This is a genomic window from Catellatospora vulcania, assembly GCF_009720385.1.
GTDB lineage: Bacteria > Actinomycetota > Actinomycetes > Mycobacteriales > Micromonosporaceae > Catellatospora > Catellatospora vulcania.
Genome location: NZ_WARX01000017.1, coordinates 170,204 through 192,659, shown reverse-complemented (window position 1 = coordinate 192,659; position 22,456 = coordinate 170,204). Strand labels below are relative to the sequence as shown.

The following is a 22,456-nucleotide window of genomic DNA, read 5'->3' as shown; positions in this document are numbered from 1 at the left end:
GCGGAGGTCGACTGTGGAGTCCATGGGTGGAAGTTCCACATTCGGCTGATGTCATGCTTGTGCATTTCCCCAGCTGGAATCAAGCAAGACGCGACGATCGGCGGGCAGCACCGCCCGAACGGGTGACGGAGCGTAGTTTTCTGCCGAGGAGATCAGCTGATCCGGGCGCTAAGCCACGCCTGCGACCGCGCCGGGTCCAGCGCCGCCTCATTGAGCCAGCCGAAGACCCGCGCGTATCGCTCGACGCTGTTGCGGTCAGTGAGCACCAGCTCACGGGCGAGCGTCTCCACGGCCACCGTCTCCGGGTCATCCGGGTCGGGAAAGTGATAGATAGAAAATCCCGTATACGGTATGAAGTGCTGGCTGACCGTCGCCGCACACGGCAGTACTCTGATCGTCACGTTCGGTAACTGAGTGAGCGCCGCGAGATGGGCCAGCTGCCCGTCCCGCACATCGTCCGGCGCACCCCGCCCCAGCAGCGCCTGCTCGTCGAGGATCGCCTCATAGGCCGGCGCGTCCGGGGCCCGGGTCAGGATCGTCTGGCGGGCCAGCCGCGCCGCGACCTCGGTGTCCGGCTCCTGCGGCGCGGGCAGCTCGGCCACCGGCCCCACCACCGGATTCACGCGCTGCGCCGGCACGCCGTCAGCCGGCCGGGCGACCCCGGACAGCGGGCGCGAGGAGAGGATCCGGGCGCGGGCGTACTCCGGTGTCTGCAGCAGACCGGGGACGATGGACAGGCCGTACTCCCTGATCCGGGCGCTGCCCGCCTCCAGCTCGGCGTACCCGCGCTGCCGTTGCGTCATCACCGGATAGGCCCGCAGCCAGCCGCGGGTGTTGCCCGCGTCGCGCGCGATGGCCACCAGCTGGTCCCGGTCCCGCCCGCGCACCTGGTAGAGATCGAGCAGGTCCAGCACGTCGGCGAGGTCCGGGCGGCTGCGCCCGTTCTCCAGTCGCGACAGTTTCGACTTGGCGGCCCAGCCCACCCGGTCGACGACCTGCTCGCCGGTGAGACCGGCGGTCTCACGCAGGCGGCGCAGCTCCACGCCGAGGCGCTGGCGGCGGACGATCGGGCTGGATCCTCGCGGCAAGGGGACCTCCGTCGGTGACCAGCCCTCAGGCTAAGCCGCCCGACTACTCCCACCCCCGCACCGACACACCTTTCGCCCGGTTGAGCACGGTCTCGAGATCCGATTCCCGGAAAGGGCTTGACGAAAGAGTTCTTTCGAAAGCATCCTTTTGATGTGACGGAGAAACTGCCGATGCGGGACATCACCGACCCGCGGATGCTGCGGGCGATGGCGCACCCGGTGCGCCTACGGCTGCTCAACGAACTCGCGCTGCACGGTCCGGCGACGGCGACGGCGCTGGCCGAGCGCGTCGGCGAGTCCGCCGCCAACTGCTCGTGGCACCTGCGCCAGCTGGCCAAGTTCGGGTTCATCGAGGAGGCCGAGGGCGGGGTCGGGCGCAACCGGCCGTGGCGCTGGGTGCCCATGGGCAACCGGTGGGGCGGCCCGGACGAGCCGCCGGAACTGATGCAGGCGGGCCGCGAGCTCAACGCGACGCTGCTGGCGCAGGAGCTCGCCCTGCACAACCAGTGGGACGAGCAGCGGCAGACCGACGACACCGGCTGGCGGCACGCCGCCTTCAGCGTCCAGAACGTCAACTGGCTCACCGCCGAGGAGCTGACGGCCATGGAGGACGAGCTGCTCGCGGTGCTGACCAGGTACAACCAGCGCGTCACCGATCCGGCCGCCCGGCCCGAGGGCTCCCGCCCCGTGCGCATGGTGGCCTGGGCCAACCCCCACCCCAGCTGACCTCACTCCACCACCCCGGAGGCACCGACCATGCGCGCCGTACTACGACGACCCGACTTCCGCCTGCTCTTCGCGGGCCTGTTCTTCAGCATGACCGCCGAGTCGATGCTGGTGCTGGCGCTGGCCATCTGGGCCAAGGACCTCACCGGCTCCGACGGCATGGCGGGCACGGCGATCCTGTGCGTGGTGCTGCCGGTGATGTTCGCGCCGCTGTTCGGGGTCGTGGTGGACCGGTTCCGCCGCCGCCCCTTCCTGATCGCGACGCTGGTCGGCTCGGCTGCGATGCTGACGCCGCTGCTGGCCGTCGACGGACGGGAGGATCTGTGGATCATCTTCGCCGTCGCGATCTGCTACGGCGTCTCGTACATCCTGGTCAGCGGCTCGCTCAACGGCCTGATCAAGGAGGTCATCCCGCCGGACCTGCTGGCCGAGGCGAACGGGGCGCTGCAGACCGTGCGGCAGGGCCTGCGCCTGGTGGGGCCGCTGCTGGGGGCCGCCCTCTACGCCGCCACGAAGGGCTGGGGTCTGGCGGCGCTCGGCATGGCGGGCTTCCTCATCGCGGCCACGGTCATCACCGTGCTGCGGGTGCCCGAAGAGAAGCCCGAGCGCACCGAGCAGCGCTGGGTGGCCGAGGTCAGTGCGGGCGTACGCCACCTGACGGGCAGCGTGCCGCTGCGACGCGCCCTGATCGGCAACGTCATCTCGATCCTCGTCTTCGGGTTCAGCGAGACCGTCTTCTTCGCCTTCGTCGACCAGGGTCTGCACCGGCCGCCGGCCTTCATCGGCGTGCTGGTCAGCGCCCAGGGTGTGGGCGGCCTGCTCGGCGGTCTGACGTCGGCCTGGCTGATCCGGCGGGTCGGCGAGCTGTCGACCAACGCGATCGGCGTCGCTCTGTTCCTGCCCCTGCTGCTCACCAGCCTTACCCCGAGCCTGTGGCTGGCCCTGCCCACCGCCCTGATCGCCGGGTTCGGCCTGCCCTACCTGCTCGTCGGCCTGATGACGCTGATGCAGCGCAGCACCCCCGGCGCGCTGATGGGCCGGGTCTCGGCGGCGATGGACGCGCTGATCAGCGCACCCCAGACGCTCGCCATCGGATTCGGCGCGCTGCTCGTCGAGCTGGTCGACTTCCGGGTGCTGCTGGTCGTCATGAGCGCGGTGATGGTGGTGTCCGCGCTCTACCTGTGGGCCGGGCGCGGGCTGACCCCGCCGTCAGCCCTCGCGCAGCCAGCGCAGGACGAGCTGGTGGGCGATGGAGGACCGGTTCGGGAGCGTGAAGGAGTCGTCTGACCCGTCCAGCACCCGGGCGACCTGCTCCCGCGTGAACCACTGCGCGTCGAGCAGCTCGTCCGGGTCGGTGCGCAGCGGGTCGGCCGCCGGGTCGGCGACCGCGAGGAAGCCCAGCATCAGCGAGCGGGGGTACGGGAAGGCCTGGCTGCCGTGGTAGCGGATGTCGGACACCCGCACGCCCGCCTCCTCGTACACCTCGCGGGCGACCGCCTCCTCGGCGGTCTCCCCCGCCTCCACGAAGCCGGCCAGCACCGAATAGCGGCGCTTGGCGGCCCCGGCCCACACCACGTTCGCGCCGAGCAGGATGCGCCCCTGCGGACCCACCGCCCCGTCGTGCACCGCCATGATCACGGCCGGGTCGGTACGCGGGAAGTGCAGGTCCCCGTCGGCGTCGCGGCGCACCCAGCCGCCCTGCTCCACCGTGGTCGGCTTGCCGCTGCGCGGGGCGTAGAGGTGATCGCGGTGCCAGCGCACCAGCGCCAGCGCCTGGGTGAGCAGCGACGTGTCGCGGGGCGGCAGGTCCGCGCCGACCTCCCACAGGTGCTTGGGCTCCGCGCCGGGCAGCTCGGGCAGCTCGCGGTTCACCGCGAAGTAGGCCGTGCCGCCCGCGTCGACGCCGAGGAACAGCGGCTCGCCGGTCGGGCCGGCCGCGCCGACCTGGCCCGAGGCGAACAGCACCAGCCGGTCGTCACGGATCAGCGCGCGGCCGTCGTCTCCGATCACGACCACCTGGCCGCGTGACCAGGCATCGGCCAGCCACTGCGGGTCGGCGCGCCGGAACGCGGCCCGGTCGAGATCCGACCGGGCCGCAGGCGTCTCACTCATACGGACAGCTCGCTCATTTCCTCGGTGTGCTGCACCTTCACGGCTTCGACTCGACCGTCACCGGCACGATCGCCGAGACCGCGGCCTGGATCTTCTCGGCGTCACCGAGGATCACCGGGGCCGCCACCGCGGGCGCGAGATACGTCGCCGCGACGCGGTGCACGTCTTCCAGCGTGGCCGCGGCCAGCCGGGCCGAGTGCTCGGCCAGGAAGTTCAGCCGCAGCCCGAACCCGGCGTAGGTGCTGGCCAGCCCGGCCAGGCCGGACTGCGTGGACATGCCCAGCTGCAGCGTGCCCAGCGCGTACTGCCGCGCCTGCTCCAGCTCCTCCTCGCGGACCGGCAGCGCCGCGATGCGGCCCAACTCGTACAGCGTCTCGACCAGCGCCGGGGCGGTGACCTCCGTGGCCACCTCGGCGGAGACGGTCAGCGTGGAACCGGCCACCGAGTGCTCGATCACCGAATGCGGGCCGTACGTGTAGCCCTTGTCCTCGCGGATGTTCTCCACCCAGCGGGAGGAGAAGTAGCCGCCGAAGACCATGTTCGCGAGCTGCAGGGCGGCGTGGTCGGGGTGGGTGCGGGTGACCGCCGGCAGCGCGATGCGCAGCGACGACTGCACCGCGCCCGGCCGGTCCACCAGCAGCAGCGGGCCGGGCACCAGCAGCGGAATCGGAGCCAGGTCGGCGCTCTCGCCGCCCCCGTTCCACCCGCCGAGGCGCTTGGCCGCGGTCTGCACCGCCTGCTCCGGGTCGAGGTCGCCGACGATGACCAGGGTCGCCCCGGCCGGGTGCAGCCGCCGGGCGTGCAGCGCGCGCAGCGCCTCCGGGCTCACCGCGCGCACGTCCTCCACCGACGGGGTCTGCACCGCGTACGGGTGCCCCGGGTAGATGCGCTTGAGCAGCGCGACGCGGGCCAGGTGAGCCGGCTGGCTCTGGGCGACCTGGATCCGGTCGGCCAGCCGCTCCACCTCCGTGGTGACCTCGCCCTCCGGGTAGACGGCGTCGTCGAGCACCTCGGCCAGCAGCTCCAGCAACCGGTCCAGCCCCGACACCAGCGAGTTGCCGCTGATCTGCAGCCGGTCCGGGTCGATCCCCGCGCCCAGGCCGCCGCCGACGGTCTGCAGCTCGGCGGCGATCTGCACGGTGCTGCGGGTGCTGGTGCCGGAGAACAGCGTCTGCGCCAGCACCGCCGCCTCGGCCAGCTCGGCCTTGGCGAACGGCACGCGCAGCCGCACCTCGGCCAGCGGCACGCTCGGGCGGCGGATGGCCAGCACGGTCAGCCCGTTCGGCAGCGTCTGCTCGACCTCCGTCGGCAATACCAGCGGCCGGTTCTCATCCAGCTCAGGAAGGGTGATCACGCTCATGCCTGCTCCTCGCTTCGCTCGTCGACGGCATGAGTTGCACCGAGTCTCGTGGTTCGCTCGCTACGCTCGCTCACTGGTTGCCTCCGGGTACGACCTCGATGGACGCCCGGCGGTTCGGGCGCAGGGTGGCCGCGGCGGCCCGGATCTGCTCCTCGGTCACCTCGGCGATCGAGTGCGGCAGGTCGTTGAGCAGCCCCGGGTTGCCCCGCTGCAGCTCCAGCACGGCCATGCGCAGCGCGCGGCCCAGCACCGCGTCGGTCTCGCGCAGCAGGTGGGTGGCCATCCGGGCCTGGGTGCGGGCCAGCTCGCCCGGGGTCAGCCCGTCGGTGGCCAGCCGGTCCAGCTCCTCGTCGATGGTGACCAGCACCTTGTCCACGCTGCCACCGGGCGGCAGGTGCGACTGCAGCAGCAGCGCAGTGGGGTCGCGCACCTCGAACGGCTCGCCCATGAAGCCCAGGTAGCCGCCGACGCTGGTGACGCTGCGGTCCTTCAGCACCAGCCGCTCGACCAGCCGCGACGCGTCGCCGTCGGTGAGCACCTCGGCCAGCACCACGTACGGCAGGTAGCCGGCGAAGTCGGTGACCGGGTCCGGGACCCGCCACGCCGAGGCGACCGCGGGCAGCGGGGCGAGCTTGTCCACGTAGGACTCGCGCCGCTCGGCGCTCAGGTCGGGCTCGGTGAAGTCGGGACGCGCCGGGGCCGGGCGGGCCGGCACGTCGCTGAAGTGCCGCTCGATCAGCATCCGGGCGTGCGCGGAGTCGAAGTCGCCGGAGACGCCGAGCGTGGCGTTGCCGCAGGCGTAGTACTTGTCGAAGAACTCCGCGGCGTCGGGGACGGTGGCCGCCTCCAGGTCGCTGAAGGAGCCGTAGCCGTCGTGCGCGTTGGGGAACGTGTCGAACATGACCGGCGGGAGCTTGAGCCACGGGAAGCCGCCGTACGGGCGGTTCAGCACGTTGACCCGGATCTCCTCCTTGACCACGTCGATCTGGTTCTTGAGGTTCTCCTCGGTGAGCCGGGGCCCGCGCATGCGGTCGGCCTCCAGGAAGAGCATCCGCTCCAGCGCGTTGCTCGGCACCGTCTCGAAGTAGTCGGTGTAGTCCAGGTGGGTGGAGCCGTTGAAGGTGCCGCCCGCCCCCTGCACGTGCCGGAAGTGGGCCAGCTTCTCCAGGTTGGCCGAGCCCTGGAACATCAGGTGTTCGAAGAGGTGGGCGAAGCCGGTGCGGCCCTGCGGCTCGGACCGGATTCCCACGTCGTAGACGACCGCGACACCGATCACCGGTGCGCTGCGGTCCGGGCTGAGCACGACGCGCAAACCGTTGGGGAGCGTGAACCGCTCGACCTCGTACGCCGTGCGCGGGATCTGGATGCTGGTCTCGGTGGACACAAAACCGACCCTAGCAAGCTGGCGGAGGAGGCGTCCGCAGCGGCGGCTGTGAAATGTTCACCCACAGCCGCCGCGGGCGGACTACGACTCCACGCACTCGACGACCGGCGCACGGTCGCCCGCGTCGCCCAGCGCGACGGCGAGCCCCCGGGCCTGCGTCCTGATCTCGGGCGCGGCGGTGGTCTCCCAGAGCACGCCGCGGCGGGTCGGGCCGAGCGTCCACAGCGCCGGGTGCGCCGAGCCGTCCCGGCGCAGCAGCGCGCCGTGCGCGTCGGTGTCGAGTCCGAGGCGGTACGGCCCCGGCCGGGCCATGCCCTCCGCGACCAGGGCCCGGACCAGCGGATCCGACTCGACGAGGCGACCCGGCCCGGTGCAGTTGACCACCGCGGCGAAGGTCGGGGCGGTGATCGCGCCGCCGTGCCGCTCGCGCAGCACCACGCGTACCCCCTCGTCGGCGGCCTCGATGCCGCACAGCTCGGCGGCGCGCACCCGCAGCGAGCCGCTCTCGCGCAGCGCGGTGATGCTGTCCGCGACGGCAGGCGCCATCCGGTGCCGGTGCACCTCCCAGTAGCGGGCCAGGTGCCGCAGGAAGCGGTGCTGGCCGGGCTCGGGCAGGCTCTGCCACAGCGCGTCCCAGTGCGGGCGCAGCGCGTCCAGCACGGCCCGCCAGTCGCCGGTGTCGGCCGCGAGCCGCCGCAGCGACCGCAGCACCCCGGCCACCGAACCGGCGGCCAGCAGCTCGGGCAGCGCCGCCACCGTCGCCGCCTGCGCCGACGCCGCCGCGGCCGTGCCGGGACGGCGGTGCGGCTGGGGGAACAGGCCGTGGCGGGACACCGCGAGCAGGTCGTGCCGGCCCGCGTCGGCCAGGGTCAGCGCCACGTCGACGGCGGTCAGTCCGGTGCCGATGAGCAGGATCGGACCCTCGGGCAGGCCGTCCAGCGCGCCGGCCCGCCACGGGTCGGCCACGTAGGCCCCCGAGCGGGCGGCGGCGGCGTCGAGGCGTGCCGGAGCGGACGGGGCGGGGTGGCCCAGCGCGAGCACCACCCGGTCGGCCGGGATCACCACGTCGTCGGTGAGCAGCACGGTGAGCGGGCCGCCGCCGCCGGACGGCTCGAAGATGCGGGCCACTCGGCCGCGCTGCACGGTGAGCCGGCCCTGCGCGGTCTCGTCGGCTGCCCGCAGCACCTCGGTCAGGTAGTCGCCGTACCAGCTGCGCGGCACGAAGTCGGCGGGGCCGGTGCGCGGGTCGCGCTGCCGGCACCAGCGCAGGAAGTCCTCGGGCTGGTCCGGGTCGGCGCTCATCGCGGCTGCGGGCGAGTTCAGCAGGTGCCACGGTGCGGCGGTGCTGTAGGCCAGCCCGCGGCCGGGCCGGGCGCCCGGGTCGACCATCACCACGTGCCAGCCGGTCCGCAGGAGCTCACGGGTGGCGAGCACGCCACTGCAGCCGCCGCCGACCACCACCGCGATGCCCATGGCCGTACCTCCTCCGTGTCGCTGATCAAGTTAGCGCCGCCCGCCCGCTCGATGCGGGCAGGCCATCGGTAAACCCATATAACCTACCGGCACGATAGGATATACAGCCTACACATACCAGAGGCGGCAGCCCGCAACATGCGAGCGGCCGCCTTCGGCAACGATCTGTTCATCCGCCCCGCGCTCGAACCGGCCCCGGTCCGGCACCTGGGCGGATCAGGCGGCGGGCTGCTGCCGCACCCGGGCCGACCGCACCGCCCACACCGTGAGCGCCAGCAGGAAGAGCAGCAGCGGCAGCGCCACCAGCCAGCGCCGCCAGTCCCGGCTGTCGGCGAGGGCGACCGGCAGGGGTGACGCGCTCGGCGAGGCGGCCGGGTTCGACGCCGCAGGGCTCGGCTGCACGCTCGGCGCGGCCTCCTGCGGCAGGTTCGCGGCCAGCGCCGCGCCCAGGTTGAGCGTGCCCGCGCCGAACCGGCTGTCCGCGCCGGGCGTCCCCGTGTCGGTGGCGGTCGAGCGCAGCCGCTGCAGCACCTGCGCGGCCGTGGCCTTCGGGTACGCCGACCACACCACCGCCGCCGCGCCCGCCAGCACCGCCGCGGCGCTGGACCCGCCGTCCATCCGGTAGCCGCCGCCCAACCCGGTCGTGATCAGGTCGACGCCGGGCACCGTGATGCCGGTGGTGCGCCCGCTCAGCGGCGCGACGGGCACCTGGCCCGAACGGTCCGCCGGGATCGCGTTGAGCACCCCGGGGTAGGAGGCCGGCCAGGGTGTGAACGGCCGGCCGGCCCGATCCGCGTCGGCCGCGACGATCAGCACACCACGCGCGACGGCCGCCTCGACCGAGGCCTGCAGCTTGCTGCTGGGCACGACGCCCCGGCCGATGCAGATGATCTTCGCGCCGCCGAACACGGCCCGGTCGATCGCGGCGGCCAGCGCATCCGGGTCACCGGTCGCACTCGGCCCCGGCGCGAACGCCACCGGCAGGATCTGCGCGCCGGGGGCCACCCCGAGCACACCCGCCGTGCGGGGGTCGGCCGGGGCCGCGCTCGCGCTCGGCGCGGGCAGCCCTGACGGCGAAGCGCTCGGCCGCGGCGCACCCACCGAGACCCCGGGAACATGGCCGTGACCTGCGATGAGTCCGGCAAGCCCGGTGCCACGGCCATCCACATCGGAGTTGGAGACCGGGTCCGGCCCGCCTAGCACCTGGCCGGCCAGGTCCGGGTGGGTCTTGTCCACACCCGAGTCCAGCACCGCGACGAGCACGCCGGCGCCGGTCGCGCGCTGATGCACCGCGGCCAGGTCGAGGCCCGCGAGCTGCCACTGCATACCGCGCACCACGTCCGGCTCGGCCGCGGACGCGGGCGCGCCCAGCAGCAGCACGACAGCCGAGACAGCAGCCGTGACCAGGGATTTCGGACCAGACATCACACGCACTCCGGCGGGTATCGAGGCGTTCACAACAATCATCGTCAACCGGCCAAGGGCGCGGCCGGCGGATGCACCTCCACGACGATACCGGCCTGTGCCGCGTGCCAGGGCGCGAGCACCACGGCCCCGGCCACGCCGACCCCGATCAGCGCAAGGAGCATCACCAGGAGCAGTTCCCGGACTGATGACTCCACGGCGCGCCTCCCACGGGATGCGTGTGTCCGCTCACACAATGCCCGCTGCGTGCGACATCACGCAGTCGTTTTCCGGACTGGTCTGGCAGCGGTTCGGCTGAGTCGCCGGTATTAACGGACTACAGGGCGCACCGCCGCCCGCCGTCCGGACTAGTCGGCGTCCTGTCCCGGCAGCGAGGTCAGCAACGCGGTCAGCCCGGCCTCGTCGAGCAGGTCGGCGGGGCGCACGGTCAGGTTGTCGCGTACGTAGTGGAACGCGGCGCTGACCTTCGCCACCGGCACGCCCGCCAGCGCCGCCCAGGCCAGCCGGTACGCCGCCAGCTGCACCGCGGCCGCGGCCGCCGTCGCGCCGGTGGGCACCCGGCCGGTCTTCCAGTCGACCACGTCGTAACCGCCGTCATCGTCGCGGAACACCGCGTCCATCCGTCCACGCACGACGGTGCCGCCCAGCTCCACCACGAACGGCGTCTCCACCTCGACCGGCACCCGGTCGGCCCAGACGCTGGCCTCGAACTTCTCCTTGAGCAGGCCCAGCGCCTCGTCCGGGGCGGCGTCGGAGTCGGCCGCGCCCGGGAGGTCGTCCAGGTCGAGCAGCTGGTCCGCGCCGTAGCGCTGCTCCAGCCAGTGGTGGAAGGCGGTGCCGCGGCGGGCGTACGGGTCCGGGGCCGCGGGCAGCGGCCTGCGGAGCCGCCGGGCCAGCGCGGCCGGGTCCTTGCGCAGCGCCACCAGCTGCGACACCGACAGGTGGGCCGGCAGCACCACGTCGGCCCGGTTCGCCCGGCGGGCCTGCTCGTCGCGCTCGATCAGCAGCAGGTCGGCCTCCTGCCGCCAGCGCCGCGTCACCTCGTCGTGCTCGGCCGGAACCGCGCCCGCGTCCGGCTCGCCGAGCATGGCCCGGATCAGGTCGGCCGCCGCCTCGACGGTGGGCCGCCGCGCGCCCAGCGGATCGCTGGGCCAGGTCGTGGCGACCTCGCCGCTGGTCGGGTTGACCGCGTCCGGCTCCGGCGCCGCCGTCCACACGTCGACATGGCCCTCACCGGCCCGGCACACTCCGACGATCTCCTCCAGCAGCACCGACGGGCCGCGCGGCTTGCGCACCTTGTCGCCCCACCAGTAGCCGGAGGCGAACAGCCAGCTGCGCGGGCGGGTGACCGCCACGTACGCCAGGCGGCGCTCCTCGCGCGCGTCGTGCTCCTTCCACTGCTGTTCGAAGTCGGCGACGGCGCGGCCCAGCTCCTTCTGGTCGGCGGCGCTCTTCACGGCCAGCGTGGGCAGCCCGTCGCGGTCGCCGCGCAGCGGGAACGGCAGCACGCCCAGGCCCTTGAGGAAGTGATCGGAGCCCTTGCTCGGCCCCGGCCACACGTCCTTGGTCAGCCCCGCGACCGCCACCACGTCCCACTCCAGGCCCTTGGCGGCGTGCGCGGTGAGGATCTGCACCGCGCCCTCGGCCACGTCGATCTCGCCCGGGGTCAGCCCGCGCTCCTCGTCCTCGGCCGCGGCCAGGTAGGACAGGAAAGCCCCCAGCGGCGCGCCGTCGGTCTCGATCGCGAACCGGGCCGCGACCTCGCCGAGCGTGTCCAGGTGCGCGCGGGCCAGCCCGGCGTCCCCGGCCCGCACCGCGACCTCGACGTCCAGGCCCGCGGTGCGCTCGATGTCGGCGATCAGGTCGCTGACCGGCTGGTCCAGGCGGGCACGCAACCCCGCCAGTTCCTTCGCGTACGCCGACAGCCGGGCGTACGCCGCGGGCGAGTACTGGTCCGGCTCGCCGAGGTCGTCCAGCGCCTCGGCCAGCGCCGCGTCGTCGAGCCGGTCGGTGACGATGTCGGCGTCGTCCCCGGCGGGACGGCGGTCGTGCGCCAGCGCCCGGGACCGCCGGTGCAGCGCCACCAGGTCACGGGGCCCGATCCGCCAGCGCGCGCCGGTCAGCAGGCGCAGCAGGCTCGCCCCGTCCAGCGGGTCGTTGAGCACCCGCAGCGTGCAGACCACGTCGCGGACCTCGGGCGTGTCCAGCAGGCCGCCCAGGCCGACGACCTCGACCGGCAGGCCGCGGGCCCGCAGCGCCGCCTCGATCGGCGCGATCTGCGAGCGCACCCGCACCAGCACCGCCGAGGTGGGCCGCCGCTCGACGGGGATGTGCACCGGGTTCTGGTCGGCGGCCGTGCCCGCCTCGCTGCGCCACGCGGTGACGATCTGGTCGGCGATCCACTCCGCCTCGTCCAGGTGCGACTCCAGCAGCGCGCACTGCACGATGCCCGGCGCGTCGCTGCCCGAGGTCAGGGAGACCACCCGCGCCCCGAGGTCGCGCAGCGGCGCGGAGATCGCGTTGGCCACCGACAGGATCTCCGACCGGTTGCGGAAACTGCGTCCGAGCTGCGCCTGGGCTGCGGGCTCGCCGTCACGGTCGGGGAACTCCCCCGGGAACCGGTCCAGGGTGCCCGCGCTGGCCCCGCGCCAGCCGTAGATCGACTGGCACGGGTCGCCGACCGCGGTCACCGGATGCCCCTGCCCGGACACCCCGCCCTCGACCACCGCCACGTCCCCGGCGAACAGCGCCCGCAGCAGCGTCACCTGGGCATGGCTGGTGTCCTGGTACTCGTCGAGCAGCACCACCCGGAACCGCTCACGCTCGGCAGCCCCGACCTCGGGATGGTCGCGGGCCACCCGGGCCGCGCGCGACATCTGGTCGCCGAAGTCCATCGCCTCCAGCACCTGCTTGCGTTCGGCGTACCTGCGCACCAGCGGCAGCAGCTGCAACCGGGCCCGCTGGCGGGCCAGCAGGTCGCGCACGTCGGCCATCACCCGGCCCGGCTTCGCGTCGACGCTCGCGTGGAAGCGGCCCGTCCAGGTGGCCAGGCTGTCCGGGGTCACCAGGTGCTCGGCCAGCTCACCGGCCAGCGCGAGCACCGCCGACACCACCGTGCTCGGCGCGGAGTCCACCGCCGACATGTCCCCGGTGTACGAGCGCACCACCTCGTCGGCGAGCTGCCAGCAGGACGCCTCGGTGAGCAGCCGGGTGCTCGGCTCGTACCCGGCGCGCAGGCCGTGCTCGGTGACGATGCGCGCCGCGAACGAGTGGTACGTGGCGATCGTCGGCTCGCCGTCGAGCCCCTCGGTGAACCGGGTGCCGACGTGGCGGCGCAGCTGGCCCAGGCGTACCCGGACCCGGTGCGCCAGCTCGCCCGCCGCCTTGCGGGTGAAGGTCAGCCCCAGCACGTGCTCCGGGCGCACGTGCTGGTTGGCGACCAGCCACAGCACCCGCGCCGCCATGGTCTCCGTCTTGCCGGAGCCCGCGCCCGCGACGACCAGCAGCGGCGCGACGGGTGCACTGATCACCGCGGCCTGCTCGGCGGTCGGCGGCTTCAGCTCCAGCCGCGCCGCCAGCTCCTCCGGCGTCCAGCGCGGCCCCTCCTCCACTACCCGCCGGCTGATCAGCTCGCTCACGGCTCGACCACCTGACGACCCTTGCCGGAGACGGGGCAGCTGCTCTTCACCGGGCAGACCCGGCACTTGTCGTTGATCTTCGCGACGAAGGTGGAGGCGGCCATGGTCGCGGCAGTGCGGTGCACCATGGCGTGCGCCCACTGCGGGTCGGCGGTCTCGCCGATCGCGTCCTGCACCTGCTCCTTGGCGTCTCGGTGGGTGGTGCCCAGCTGCACCAGCGCCGCCCCGCCGGACTCGTCGCCCTCCGGGAACCCGCCCGCCTCGACGGCCACCTGGTACGCCCCCAGCTGCGGGTGTTCGGGCAGCTCCTCGCGGGTGGCGGTGGTGGTCTTGCCGGTCTTCAGGTCGATCACCACGAGCCGGCCCTGGTCGTCGACCTCCAGCCGGTCCACCCGGCCGACCAGGTCGATAGGCGGCTCGGCGTCCAGCCGCACGGTGAACTCGCGCTCGATGGCCACCAGCCGCCGCGGGTTCTCGGCCAGCCACCGGGTCAGCTTGCCGAGCATCTCCGCCGAGCGGTCCTTCTCCCGCCCGGCCAGCCAGGACGCGGCCAGCTCGATCGCGTCGAAACGGGCCGCGACGTATTCCACCAGCACCGCCGGGTCGCTCATCGCCTCGTCGGCCAGCATCGCCGCGGCGTGCACCAGGTTGCCCACGCCCTGCGCGGCGGTGGAGGCGGCCGCGCCACCGTGCCGTTCCAGCAGCCAGCGCAGCCCGCAGCGTAGCGCGCTCTCCATGGTGGACGGGGTGACCCGCACCGGCTCGTCGGGGCCGTGCAGCGGGCTGTCGTCGGACAGTTCCGGCAGGCCCCACCAGGTGTCCGGGTGCGCGCCGGGCACTCCGGCGGCGGCCAGCCGGGCCAGCTCCCGGGCGGCGGCGTGCCGCCGGACCGGGTCGGCGCCGGTGACCGCGGCACGCAGCTCGGCGACGAGCGCGGACAGCGTCAGCGCCCGCGGCGGCCGGGCCAGGTCCAGCTGCTCCACCTCGTCCTCGTCCACCTTGACCGGCGGGGCGAGTTCGAACAGGAAGCGGCTGGGCCGGTCCTCGCCGTCCGCGCCACCGACCGCGCCGGAGTCCACCGCGGTGACCACCAGCCGCCGCCGGGCCCGGGTCGCCGCCACGTAGAACAGCCGCCGCTCCTCGGTGAGCAGGGCAGCCGTCTGCGCGACCCGCTGCGCCTTCGCACCAGGCTGGGCCCGCTGCGCCACCTCGTCGACGAGCTGCTCGGAGCCGAGCAGGCTGCCGCGCAGCCGCAGGTCGGGCCAGATGCCCTCCTGCACTCCGGCCACCACGACGACGTCCCACTCCAGGCCCTTGGCCGCGTGCGCGGTGAGCAGTCGCACCGCCTCGCCCCGGTCGCCGCTGGCGGCCAGCGAGTCGGCGGGCAGCTGCTGGTCGGCGACGTGTTCCAGGAACGTGTCGATGCGTGCGCCCGGCAGCCGGTCGGTGAACCGGGCCGCGGCGTCGAACAGCACCATGATCGCGTCGAGATCCCGGTCCGCGGTCTCGGCGCGGCGCTGCTGGTCCAGCCCCATCGCGGGCGCGGTGGCCAGCGCGGCCCAGCGTTCGGCCAGGCCGCTGGCCCGCCATACGGACCAGAGCACCTCCTCGGCGGTGGCCCTCGGCCGGCCCGCGGTCTCGCGCGCGGTGGCCAGCAGCATCGCGATCCGGGTCGCGGGCGCGGCCCAGCGCCGGTCCAGCGCGGCCAGCTCCGCCGGGTCGCGCAGCGCCTCGACCAGCAGCTCGCCGGAGCCGCGGGTGTCGCCCCCGGCCACCGCGAGCGCCCGCAGGCCCTGGCGCAGCCGCCGCTCGGCCATCGGATCGGCCCCGCCCAGCGGCGAGTGCAGCAGCGCGACCGCCGACTCCTCGGTCAGCAGTTCCGGCCGCAGCGCGCAGCGCAGCAGCGTGAGCAGCGGCTTCACCGCCGGCTGCTGGTGCAGCGGCAGATCCTCGGCCAGCACCTTGGTCGGCACGCCCGCCTGCCGCAGCGCCCGCTCGTATGCCGGGAGCTGCGAGTTCGTGGAACGCATGATGACCGCCATACGCGAGAACGGCACGCCGTCGACCAGGTGCGCCCGCCGCAGCCGGTGCGCCACGAATGCGGCCTCGCTCACCCGGCTGCGCAGCGCCACCACCTCGACCCCGACATCCGGATCGTCCGGCGGCTCGCTCCGACCGGTCGGCGCAGCACCACCGGCCGTCGTCGACCGCCCGGGACCGCTCACGGCGGCCGTCGCCTGCTCCGCACCGCCGGTGGCGGCCGAGGCTCGGGCGCCTGCCGCCGCTTGCGCGGACTCGCCCCCGGGTGGCGCGGTCTGCTCCTGGCGTGGTGCGGGCACCACCGGCAGGTGGCCGGGGAGGCGGCGGGCGATGCGGGCAGTCGCGGCGCGGACCGCGGGCGCGGCCCGGTGCGTGGTCGCCAGCACCACCTGGGCGGTGCCGGGGAACAGCTCGCCGAAGGTCCGCACGATCTGCGGGTCCGCGCCACGGAAGGCGTACGTCGAGGAGTCCGGGTCGGCGAACGCGGTCAGCGGCAGCCCCGCCGCGATCAATTGCAGCAGCTCCACCTGTGCCGGGTCGGTGTCGGCCAGCTCGTCGACGTAGACGGCGGACAGCCGGGAACGCTCGGCGGCCAGCAGCTCGGGGTCGCGGCGCAGCATCGCGGTCGCGGCTCGGACCAGCTCGGCGTGGTCGTAGCCCGCCGAGCCGCGCGTGGAGGCATCGCGCAGCGCCATGGTCTGCTCGTACTCGTGCAGGAAACGCGCGGCGGCCTGCCAGTCGTCGCGCCGCTGCCAGAGCGGGTCGGCGGGGCCGATGCCCCGCTCGGCGGCCCGCAGCAGCAGGTCACGCAGCTGCTCGGCGAACGCGCGGGTGCCCAGCGCGGGCAGCAGCCGGTCCGGCCAGCCGGCGTCCTCGCCGGGCAGCAGCTCGCGGATGACGAGGTCCTGCTCGGGCCCGGAGAGCAGCCGCGGGGACGGCTCGCCCAGCAGCGCCGCCGAGCGGCGCAGCAACCCGAAGGCGTACGCCGGAAAGGTCCTGACCAGCGGTTCGTGCCCGACACCGCGGGCGATGCGGGCCTCGATGCGCCGGCGCAGCGACTGCGATCCGCGCCGGCCGAACGTCAGCACCAGGATGCGCTGCGGGTCGACGCCGTCGGCCACCCGCCGGGCGACCGCCTCGACCAGCGTCGTCGTCTTGCCCGTGCCCGGTCCGCCGCGCACCAGCAGCGGCCCTGACTCGTGCGCGATCACCTGTTGCTGCGCGAGGTCGGCACGCAGCGTCGACCGGTCGGGGCCACTGCCCCGGACCAGTCGCCAGTCCCGCTGAACGCCGCTGCTCACGCCGAACATTCCAGCACGTGCGGGCGACACCGCGGCAGCAGGCGAGCGGGTTGTGGCGTTGCGGGCATTCGGAGAGCGCTCCCTGGCCGAACGCCGGTCAAGAGCCCGCGACTGGGCAGCCCTTCCATCACCGGCCTGATTTGCGGAGAAAGCGAGTCTTCGTGAGCGCAGTTCCATCGACTTTGACCTATTGACACCGATCGCCGATGGGTTCAATATGCAGGGATAGAGAGCGCTCTCTGGCAAGATCAACTCCCGCCCCGAGCCCCCGGGGCGGGCCTCATGCACCGGTGGAACCTCGCCGCGACCGTCCCCGCAGAACCGGAGGATCCGTCATGTCCAGTAGTGCCCCAAGGGGCAGAATCCGGCCGCGCACCCTCGTGCTCGGCGTCGTCCTCACCACGCTGATCGGCTCATTGCTCACCAACCAGGCGTTGCGCGCCTCCGCCGCCGAGACCCCGCTTTCGCAGGGTCGCCCGGCGACGGCGTCGTCGACCGAGAACGGCGGCACGCCCGCATCCGCCGCGGTCGACGGCAACCTGGGCACTCGGTGGGCGAGCGCGTTCAGCGACCCACAGTGGCTCCAGGTCGACCTGGGCGCCACGGCCACCATCACCCGCGTGGTCATCACCTGGGAGACCGCCTACGCGCGCGATTTCACCATCCAGACGTCCGCCAACGGCTCCGCCTGGACGACGATCAACACCACGGTGAACGGCACCGGCGGTGTCCAGACGCTCAACGTCAGCGGCTCGGGCCGGTACGTGCGGCTGAACACCACCCGCCGCGCCACGCAGTACGGCGCGTCGGCGTGGGAATTCCAGGTCTTCGGCACGGGCGGTGTCCAGCCCAGCCCCAGTCCGAGCGGGTCGTCCGGCACCGGCTGGGTCAAGATGGACCAGGCCGCGTGGAACGCCCAGCTCGCCGCGTTCAACGCGATGACCATCAACCCGGCGCCCCCCAACGCCGTGCGGGTCCCCGAGTTCAACGCCTCATGCGTCTACAGTCACTCCCTCAAGGACGACCCGATCATCTTCCCGGGGCTGCCCGGCGCGTCGCACATGCACAGCTTCTTCGGCAACCGTGGCGCGAACGCGAGCACCACCACCGGTTCGTTGCTCGGCAACACCGCGTCGAGCTGCGGGCCGGTGGGCGACCCCTCCGCGTACTGGATTCCCACCCTGTACGAGCGGGGCGTGCCGATCGAGCCGCGCGGCGTCACCGTGTACTACAGCTCGCGCCTGCCCGACCCGACCAGGACGGTGCCCTTCCCGCAGGGCTTCCGGATGATCGCCGGCGACGCCAAGAAGCAGGTGCCGACCCCGGCCGGTGCGCCCAACCAGTTCTGGTGCGCCGGCCCCGGCGGCGAGATCGGCCGCAGTGCCGACGGCAACTGGCCCATCTGCGCCCCCACCGCCAACCTCACCTACCAGCTGGTGTTCCAGGACTGCTGGGACGGCGTCCATCTGGACAGCCCCGACCACAAGTCGCACGTCTCCTACAACACCGTCGACGGCAGGTGCACCGGCGCATTCCCGGTCGCCATCCCGAACGTCTCCTTCGTCATCGACTACCCCACCCACGGCAGCGCCGACGGCTACACGCTGTCCTCGGGACTGGCCTCGTCGATCCACGGCGACTCGTTCCTCGCCTGGGACAACGCGGCCCTGGGTCACCGGGTGAAGGACTGCATCGTCCAGAAGGCCAAGTGCAACACCGCCGGTACGTTCTGATCGGCTTCCCGACCACGGCATGAGCGTGGCCCTGGCGCGCGGCCGGGGCCACGCGCGAAACGGCCGAGCCGGCCACCCCGGAGGCGGGGTGGCCGGCTCGGCCTTGTGCAGGGTGTGCCGGTCAGGCCGGCTGCAGGATCAGCGTCCACGTGGTGGTCGTGGTGCTGGCCGCGGCGCCGGTGGCGGTCAGACCGCCGTAGGAGCCGGCCGGCAGCGAGGCGCCGGTGTCGGCGAGCAGTCCGGTGACCCGGCCGCCGCCCGTCTGCGACGAGTTGCTGCGCACCTCGACCCCGGCCGGGGCCGACAGCGAGGTGGACGCGGCGTCGCCGTGCACCCAGTACGACACGCCCCAGCTCTGCGCGGCCGTCACGGTCGCGAAGGGCGTGACGCGCGCCGCGGAGCTGGTCGGCTCGGTGGCGCCGGTGAAGACGACGGGCGCTGCCGTGTCGACGCCGCGGTATGCGGCGAGCACGAAGTTGCCCTTCGACTGCTGCCCCAGCGTCACCTGCACCGAGGTGCCCGCGATACCGGCGGTGGCCGTCTTGCGCCAGACCGTCGTGGTGGCGTAGCCGCCGTCGAGCCGCTCGAGCTGGGTCCACCCGCCGCCGGTCGGCGTGCCGGTGGTGCCGTGCGTGTTCTGGCTCAGGAACAGCAGCAGCTGGTCGCCTGCCTGCACGCCGGACGGCACCGTCACCGTGTGGGTGAGGGCGTTGGCGTTCGAGGTGGCCTGCCCGACGAACGAGATCAGCTCCGCGACGGGCGCGACGGTGACCTGCTGGGTGTCCGTGTCGGTGCTGCCTGAGTCGTCGGTGACGGTCAGCGTGACGTTGTAGGTGCCCGCCGCCGCGTACGTGTGCGAGGCGGTCCCCACGCTGTCGGTGTCGGCGGAGGTGCCGTCACCGAAGTTCCACGCGTAGTTCTGGATCGCGCCACCGGTGTCGGTGGAGCCCGTGCCGTCGAACGAGCAGACCAGGCCCGTGCAGGACGGGTCCAGGTTTGCCGTCGGGGGCGTGTTGCCGGTGCCGCCCGACCCCTTCAGAATCTTGATGTAGTCGATGTCACCGATGAAGTAGTCACAGGTGACCTCGACGCCGTCGCACGTGCCCTTGCCGCCGATGGACAGCTGCCAGGTGTTGGCGACGTTGCCGGTCGCGCCGTTGGCGCGGCTGGTGCGCACCCCGTCGACGTACATCTCGACGTAGGCGGAGGTGCGGTTGCAGGTGACGGTGTGCCACTGCCCGTCCGAGATCGACTCGGTCGCGTAGCCGGTCCGCGAGGCGCCGTTGCCGCCCCGGAACAGGCAGCGCGGGATGCCGCCCGGTGCTTCGAACTTCCAGTAGCCGCCGGCCGTCGCGCCCTGGCCCTTCTGCATGATGTTGCCGAAGGAGTAGGTCGAGCGGTAGCGGATGGTGAGCGAGAAGTCACCGGAGTCGGGGTTCAGGTCGTTGTGCGCCGGAACCCGGTTGATGTGACCCGGCTTGTAGGCCATCTCGCCCGGAAGCACCACCGGGAAGCGGTGGCCGGTCGCACCGGCGTAGACGACTCCCGTGGTCAGGTCCGACCCGATGGTGCCGTTACGGCCGTTGCCACTGCTGTCCACGAGCGTGGTCGAGCCGTTGGGCTCGTCCATGCTCCAGAAGGCGACCGTGTTGGTGGCGACCGCGTGTGCCGGTGTGGCGCCTACGGCGACACCGGCGGCCACCAGCGCGGTGGCCACACCCAGTCTGCCGACTGAGCGGAGCAACCGCGACGTGCTGATCTGCATAGGATGATCCCCCTCATCGTGGCCGGGTTACACCCTCGCACGCAGGCATGGAACCGCTCCATAACCCAATGAGCCGATAAGCGGGGTCATCCGGACGCATCCGTATCCACTCGGAAAGGTGCGACCTCGCTGAACGCACGATCCGGGCTGGACGGCCGACGGTCCCCGAATGAGCGTCGGAAAGGCGTCACGACGGGTCGGCAGAATGGCCCCGGGCGGGATCCGAGCCTGTTTCGCTCGGATCCCGCCCGGGGCGGTTACCGGATTTCCGGTCGGGCGCCCGGTGTCTGTGCACTCGAACGCCCGCCCGTGCCTCATCCGGTCTGGCTACATGCGCGTCGTCACCAGGCCGACGGCGCCGGAGGCACGACGACCGGCGGGCGGTCGTCGCAGGTGATGGTGTTCGGCAGCTCCCAGGAGGCCATCCAGGGGCCGGTGGTGCCGCCACCGTCGTTGCCGCCCAGGTCGGTCACCACGAACTCGGAACCCGCCGGGGTGAAGTGGAACGAGCCGCAGTTGTTGATGCCGACCGCCCCGACGTTGCGGGCGTCGACGTTCTCGAACGAGGCCCCGCCCTCGACCCGGCCGCTGAGCACCGAGGTGCCCGTGCCGTCGATCCGCAGGTCCTTGAACTTGACGCCGCGGATCTGGTACAGGTCCTTCACCGACCACTCGCTGACCATCATGATCGCGTTGTAGGTGCTGTCGAGGTAGTGGTCCCCGGTCACCTGGATGTCCGCGTCGATGGTCTTGTCCAGCGCGTAGATCCAGATCGCGCCGAGGCCGATGTTCCAGTTCAGCTCGTACGTGCCGCCCCGGACCACGGTGTTGTTCGTGAACTTGAGCTGCCCGGCGAACGCGGTCGCGCCGAAGCGGGAACCGGCGTGCAGGCCGGAGCCCTCGCGGATCGGGTCGGCGACCAGGTTGTTCGACACCGTGTTGTCGGTGCCGCCGTAGATCGCGATGCCGTTGGCCAGGGTCGGGGTCTGCACCGTGTTGTGGTCGTACACGTTGTTCGCGTCCGCCACGCCGTCGGACCACATGGCCAGGCCGTCGTCACCGGTGTTGCGGATGAAGTTGTTCGCCACCAGCGAGTTGGTGACGCCCTTGCGGAAGTTCAACGCGTCGGCCATCTGGTCCACGATGATGTTGTCGGTGACCTTGATGTTGTCCATCGGGCCGTCGAACCACGCGCCGACCTTGGTGTGGTGGATGTAGAGGCCCTTGATCGTCGAGTCGCTGAGCGCGCCGCCGATGCCGTTGACCTGGTCGGTGTCGATGCGCTCGCGCACGTCGCCCTCGATGGTGAAGCCGGACAGGTGCACGTTGCTGCTCCCGCCGTCCTCGGCGTACCTGCCGTAGAAGCCGACGCCGGTGTGCACCGAGCCGTCCTCGGCCGGCTCGCTGAGCGCGACCTCCTTGCCCTTGATGACCGTGTACCAGTTGCCCGCGCCCTCGATCGTCACGTCGTCGACGATGATGTGCCGGTTGACCTGGTAGACGCCCGGCGGGACGTACACCTTGAGGTGCCACTTCTTCGCGAACGCGATGGCCCGGTCGAACGCGTCGGCCGACTCGCGGCGACCCGTCGGGTCCGCGCCGAAGGCCAGCACGTTGGACGCCACCAGGCGCACGTGCGGCTTGCCGACCAGCTCGGAGTCGAGCAGGTCGATGACGGTCCAGGCGGCGTTGCTGCCGGCCGGGACGGTCAACCGGACCTTGTCGCCGGCCTGGTACGTCTTGCCGAGCAGCAGGCGCTGCTCGTCGTAGAAGTGCATGGGGCGGAACGGCGTGGTGATGACCGGCTTCGGATCGGTGAAGGCCGGCACGCACGCGCACTCGGTGATCCACCAGTCCTCGTGCAGCAGGCCCGCGTTCGGGTCGTTGCTGAACGGGTACTGGTTGTACAGCCAGGAGAACTCGGAGGTCAGGGTCATGACCTGCTTGTTCTTGCCGTTGACGGTGACGTTCAGCGGGGCCTTGATGCCCCCGCCGTTCGGCGCGTCCGGAATGCTGTAGCGAACCGTGATCGCGTTCGCCGCGGCCGGCAGCGTGAACTCCACGTGCTGCCCGCCGGCCAGCTTGACGGCCTTGCGGCCGGAGGCCTCCGCGGGCAGCGAGTACGCCGTCCGGTCCGGGCCGATGAGGGTGCCGTTGGTCGCCGCGTTCTCGGCTTCCTGCTCTAGGAAGTTGACGCTGGCACCGCGGCCCGCGACGAGCGCGGGGTCGAGCGCGGCGCGCGTCACCACGGGCGCGGCGCTGCTGGTGCTGGCTTGTGCCGTGCCGGCGCTGCCGACGAGGGTGAGACCGACGGCCGCGACGGTGGCCGAGGCGACCGCCATCGGGGCCCACCGCCGGGGCCGGCGGGACCTCGCCGCAGCTCCTGTGATGCTCCGTGACATCGAAGACTC

The 22,456-nt window shown here is 72.8% G+C and carries 14 protein-coding genes; 3 read left to right on the top strand and 11 right to left on the bottom strand.

Annotation, left to right across the window (positions count from 1 at the left end):
- Window positions 1–152: 152 nt before the first annotated feature.
- Window positions 153–1,088, bottom strand: a complete 936-nt coding sequence (locus F6W97_RS32705) for a helix-turn-helix domain-containing protein (protein WP_155374408.1) — start codon at window positions 1,086–1,088, stop codon at window positions 153–155.
- A 153-nt stretch (window positions 1,089–1,241) separates the two neighbouring features.
- On the opposite strand from F6W97_RS32705, the gene F6W97_RS32700 reads away from it, so the two are divergent.
- Window positions 1,242–1,814 (top strand): winged helix-turn-helix domain-containing protein, encoded by a 573-nt coding sequence (locus F6W97_RS32700; protein WP_155374407.1) that lies wholly within the window; start codon window positions 1,242–1,244, stop codon window positions 1,812–1,814.
- A gap of 30 nt (window positions 1,815–1,844) precedes the next feature.
- Window positions 1,845–3,101: an MFS transporter gene (locus F6W97_RS32695; protein ID WP_155374406.1), complete on the top strand. Its 1,257-nt coding sequence runs from the start codon at window positions 1,845–1,847 to the stop codon at window positions 3,099–3,101.
- Here F6W97_RS32695 and nudC read toward each other — a convergent pair.
- From nudC to F6W97_RS32655, 8 genes are all read right to left on the bottom strand, one after another.
- Entirely contained in the window at window positions 3,024–3,926 is a 903-nt protein-coding gene (gene nudC / locus F6W97_RS32690; RefSeq protein ID WP_155374405.1) for an NAD(+) diphosphatase, read from the bottom strand. The two genes, F6W97_RS32695 and nudC, sit on opposite strands and share 78 nt — an antisense overlap.
- 37 nt (window positions 3,927–3,963) lie before the next feature.
- Window positions 3,964–5,286 carry a M16 family metallopeptidase gene (locus F6W97_RS32685; RefSeq protein ID WP_155374404.1) on the bottom strand — a complete coding sequence of 441 codons (1,323 nt, stop codon included), beginning with the start codon at window positions 5,284–5,286 and terminating at the stop codon, window positions 3,964–3,966.
- Between the two features lie 70 nt (window positions 5,287–5,356).
- Window positions 5,357–6,670: a M16 family metallopeptidase gene (locus F6W97_RS32680; RefSeq protein ID WP_155374403.1), complete on the bottom strand. Its 1,314-nt coding sequence runs from the start codon at window positions 6,668–6,670 to the stop codon at window positions 5,357–5,359.
- Window positions 6,671–6,751: 81 nt separating this feature from the next.
- A complete protein-coding gene (locus tag F6W97_RS32675; protein ID WP_155374402.1) occupies window positions 6,752–8,143 on the bottom strand; it encodes an FAD/NAD(P)-binding protein in 1,392 nt (463 codons plus the stop codon).
- A gap of 216 nt (window positions 8,144–8,359) precedes the next feature.
- Entirely contained in the window at window positions 8,360–9,568 is a 1,209-nt protein-coding gene (locus tag F6W97_RS32670; protein WP_196279426.1) for a S8 family serine peptidase, read from the bottom strand.
- Window positions 9,569–9,612: 44 nt separating this feature from the next.
- Window positions 9,613–9,765, bottom strand: a complete 153-nt coding sequence (locus tag F6W97_RS32665) for a hypothetical protein (RefSeq protein ID WP_230687167.1) — start codon at window positions 9,763–9,765, stop codon at window positions 9,613–9,615.
- Window positions 9,766–9,915: 150 nt separating this feature from the next.
- Entirely contained in the window at window positions 9,916–13,206 is a 3,291-nt protein-coding gene (locus tag F6W97_RS32660) for a UvrD-helicase domain-containing protein (protein WP_155374399.1), read from the bottom strand.
- Window positions 13,203–16,556 (bottom strand): ATP-dependent helicase, encoded by a 3,354-nt coding sequence (locus F6W97_RS32655; RefSeq protein ID WP_155374398.1) that lies wholly within the window; start codon window positions 16,554–16,556, stop codon window positions 13,203–13,205. Before F6W97_RS32655 ends, F6W97_RS32660 begins: the two co-directional genes overlap by 4 nt.
- A gap of 326 nt (window positions 16,557–16,882) precedes the next feature.
- Here F6W97_RS32655 and F6W97_RS32650 point away from each other — a divergent pair, with 326 nt between their 5' ends.
- Window positions 16,883–18,280: a DUF1996 domain-containing protein gene (locus tag F6W97_RS32650; protein WP_155374397.1), complete on the top strand. Its 1,398-nt coding sequence runs from the start codon at window positions 16,883–16,885 to the stop codon at window positions 18,278–18,280.
- Between the two features lie 121 nt (window positions 18,281–18,401).
- Here the strand turns inward: F6W97_RS32650 and F6W97_RS32645 are convergent, their stop codons facing one another.
- Both F6W97_RS32645 and F6W97_RS32640 read right to left on the bottom strand, forming a co-directional pair.
- A complete protein-coding gene (locus F6W97_RS32645) occupies window positions 18,402–20,045 on the bottom strand; it encodes a PKD domain-containing protein (RefSeq protein ID WP_155374396.1) in 1,644 nt (547 codons plus the stop codon).
- A gap of 341 nt (window positions 20,046–20,386) precedes the next feature.
- On the bottom strand, window positions 20,387–22,387 hold the full coding sequence (locus F6W97_RS32640) for a glycosyl hydrolase family 28-related protein (RefSeq protein WP_230687166.1): 2,001 nt from the start codon (window positions 22,385–22,387) through the stop codon (window positions 20,387–20,389).
- Window positions 22,388–22,456 lie beyond the last annotated feature (69 nt).

What these genes read in the sequence shown, in the direction of transcription:
- nudC (WP_155374405.1), bottom strand. Translation starts at nt 3,926, where the DNA reads ATGAGTGAGACGCCTGCGGCCCGGTCGGATCTCGACCGGGCCGCGTTC.
- F6W97_RS32645 (WP_155374396.1), bottom strand. Translation starts at nt 20,045, where the DNA reads ATGCAGATCAGCACGTCGCGGTTGCTCCGCTCAGTCGGCAGACTGGGT.
- F6W97_RS32670 (WP_196279426.1), bottom strand. Translation starts at nt 9,568, where the DNA reads ATGTCTGGTCCGAAATCCCTGGTCACGGCTGCTGTCTCGGCTGTCGTG.
- F6W97_RS32640 (WP_230687166.1), bottom strand. Translation starts at nt 22,387, where the DNA reads ATGGCGGTCGCCTCGGCCACCGTCGCGGCCGTCGGTCTCACCCTCGTC.
- F6W97_RS32695 (WP_155374406.1), top strand. Translation starts at nt 1,845, where the DNA reads ATGCGCGCCGTACTACGACGACCCGACTTCCGCCTGCTCTTCGCGGGC.
- F6W97_RS32675 (WP_155374402.1), bottom strand. Translation starts at nt 8,143, where the DNA reads ATGGGCATCGCGGTGGTGGTCGGCGGCGGCTGCAGTGGCGTGCTCGCC.
- F6W97_RS32655 (WP_155374398.1), bottom strand. Translation starts at nt 16,556, where the DNA reads ATGTTCGGCGTGAGCAGCGGCGTTCAGCGGGACTGGCGACTGGTCCGG.
- F6W97_RS32685 (WP_155374404.1), bottom strand. Translation starts at nt 5,286, where the DNA reads ATGAGCGTGATCACCCTTCCTGAGCTGGATGAGAACCGGCCGCTGGTA.
- F6W97_RS32650 (WP_155374397.1), top strand. Translation starts at nt 16,883, where the DNA reads ATGTCCAGTAGTGCCCCAAGGGGCAGAATCCGGCCGCGCACCCTCGTG.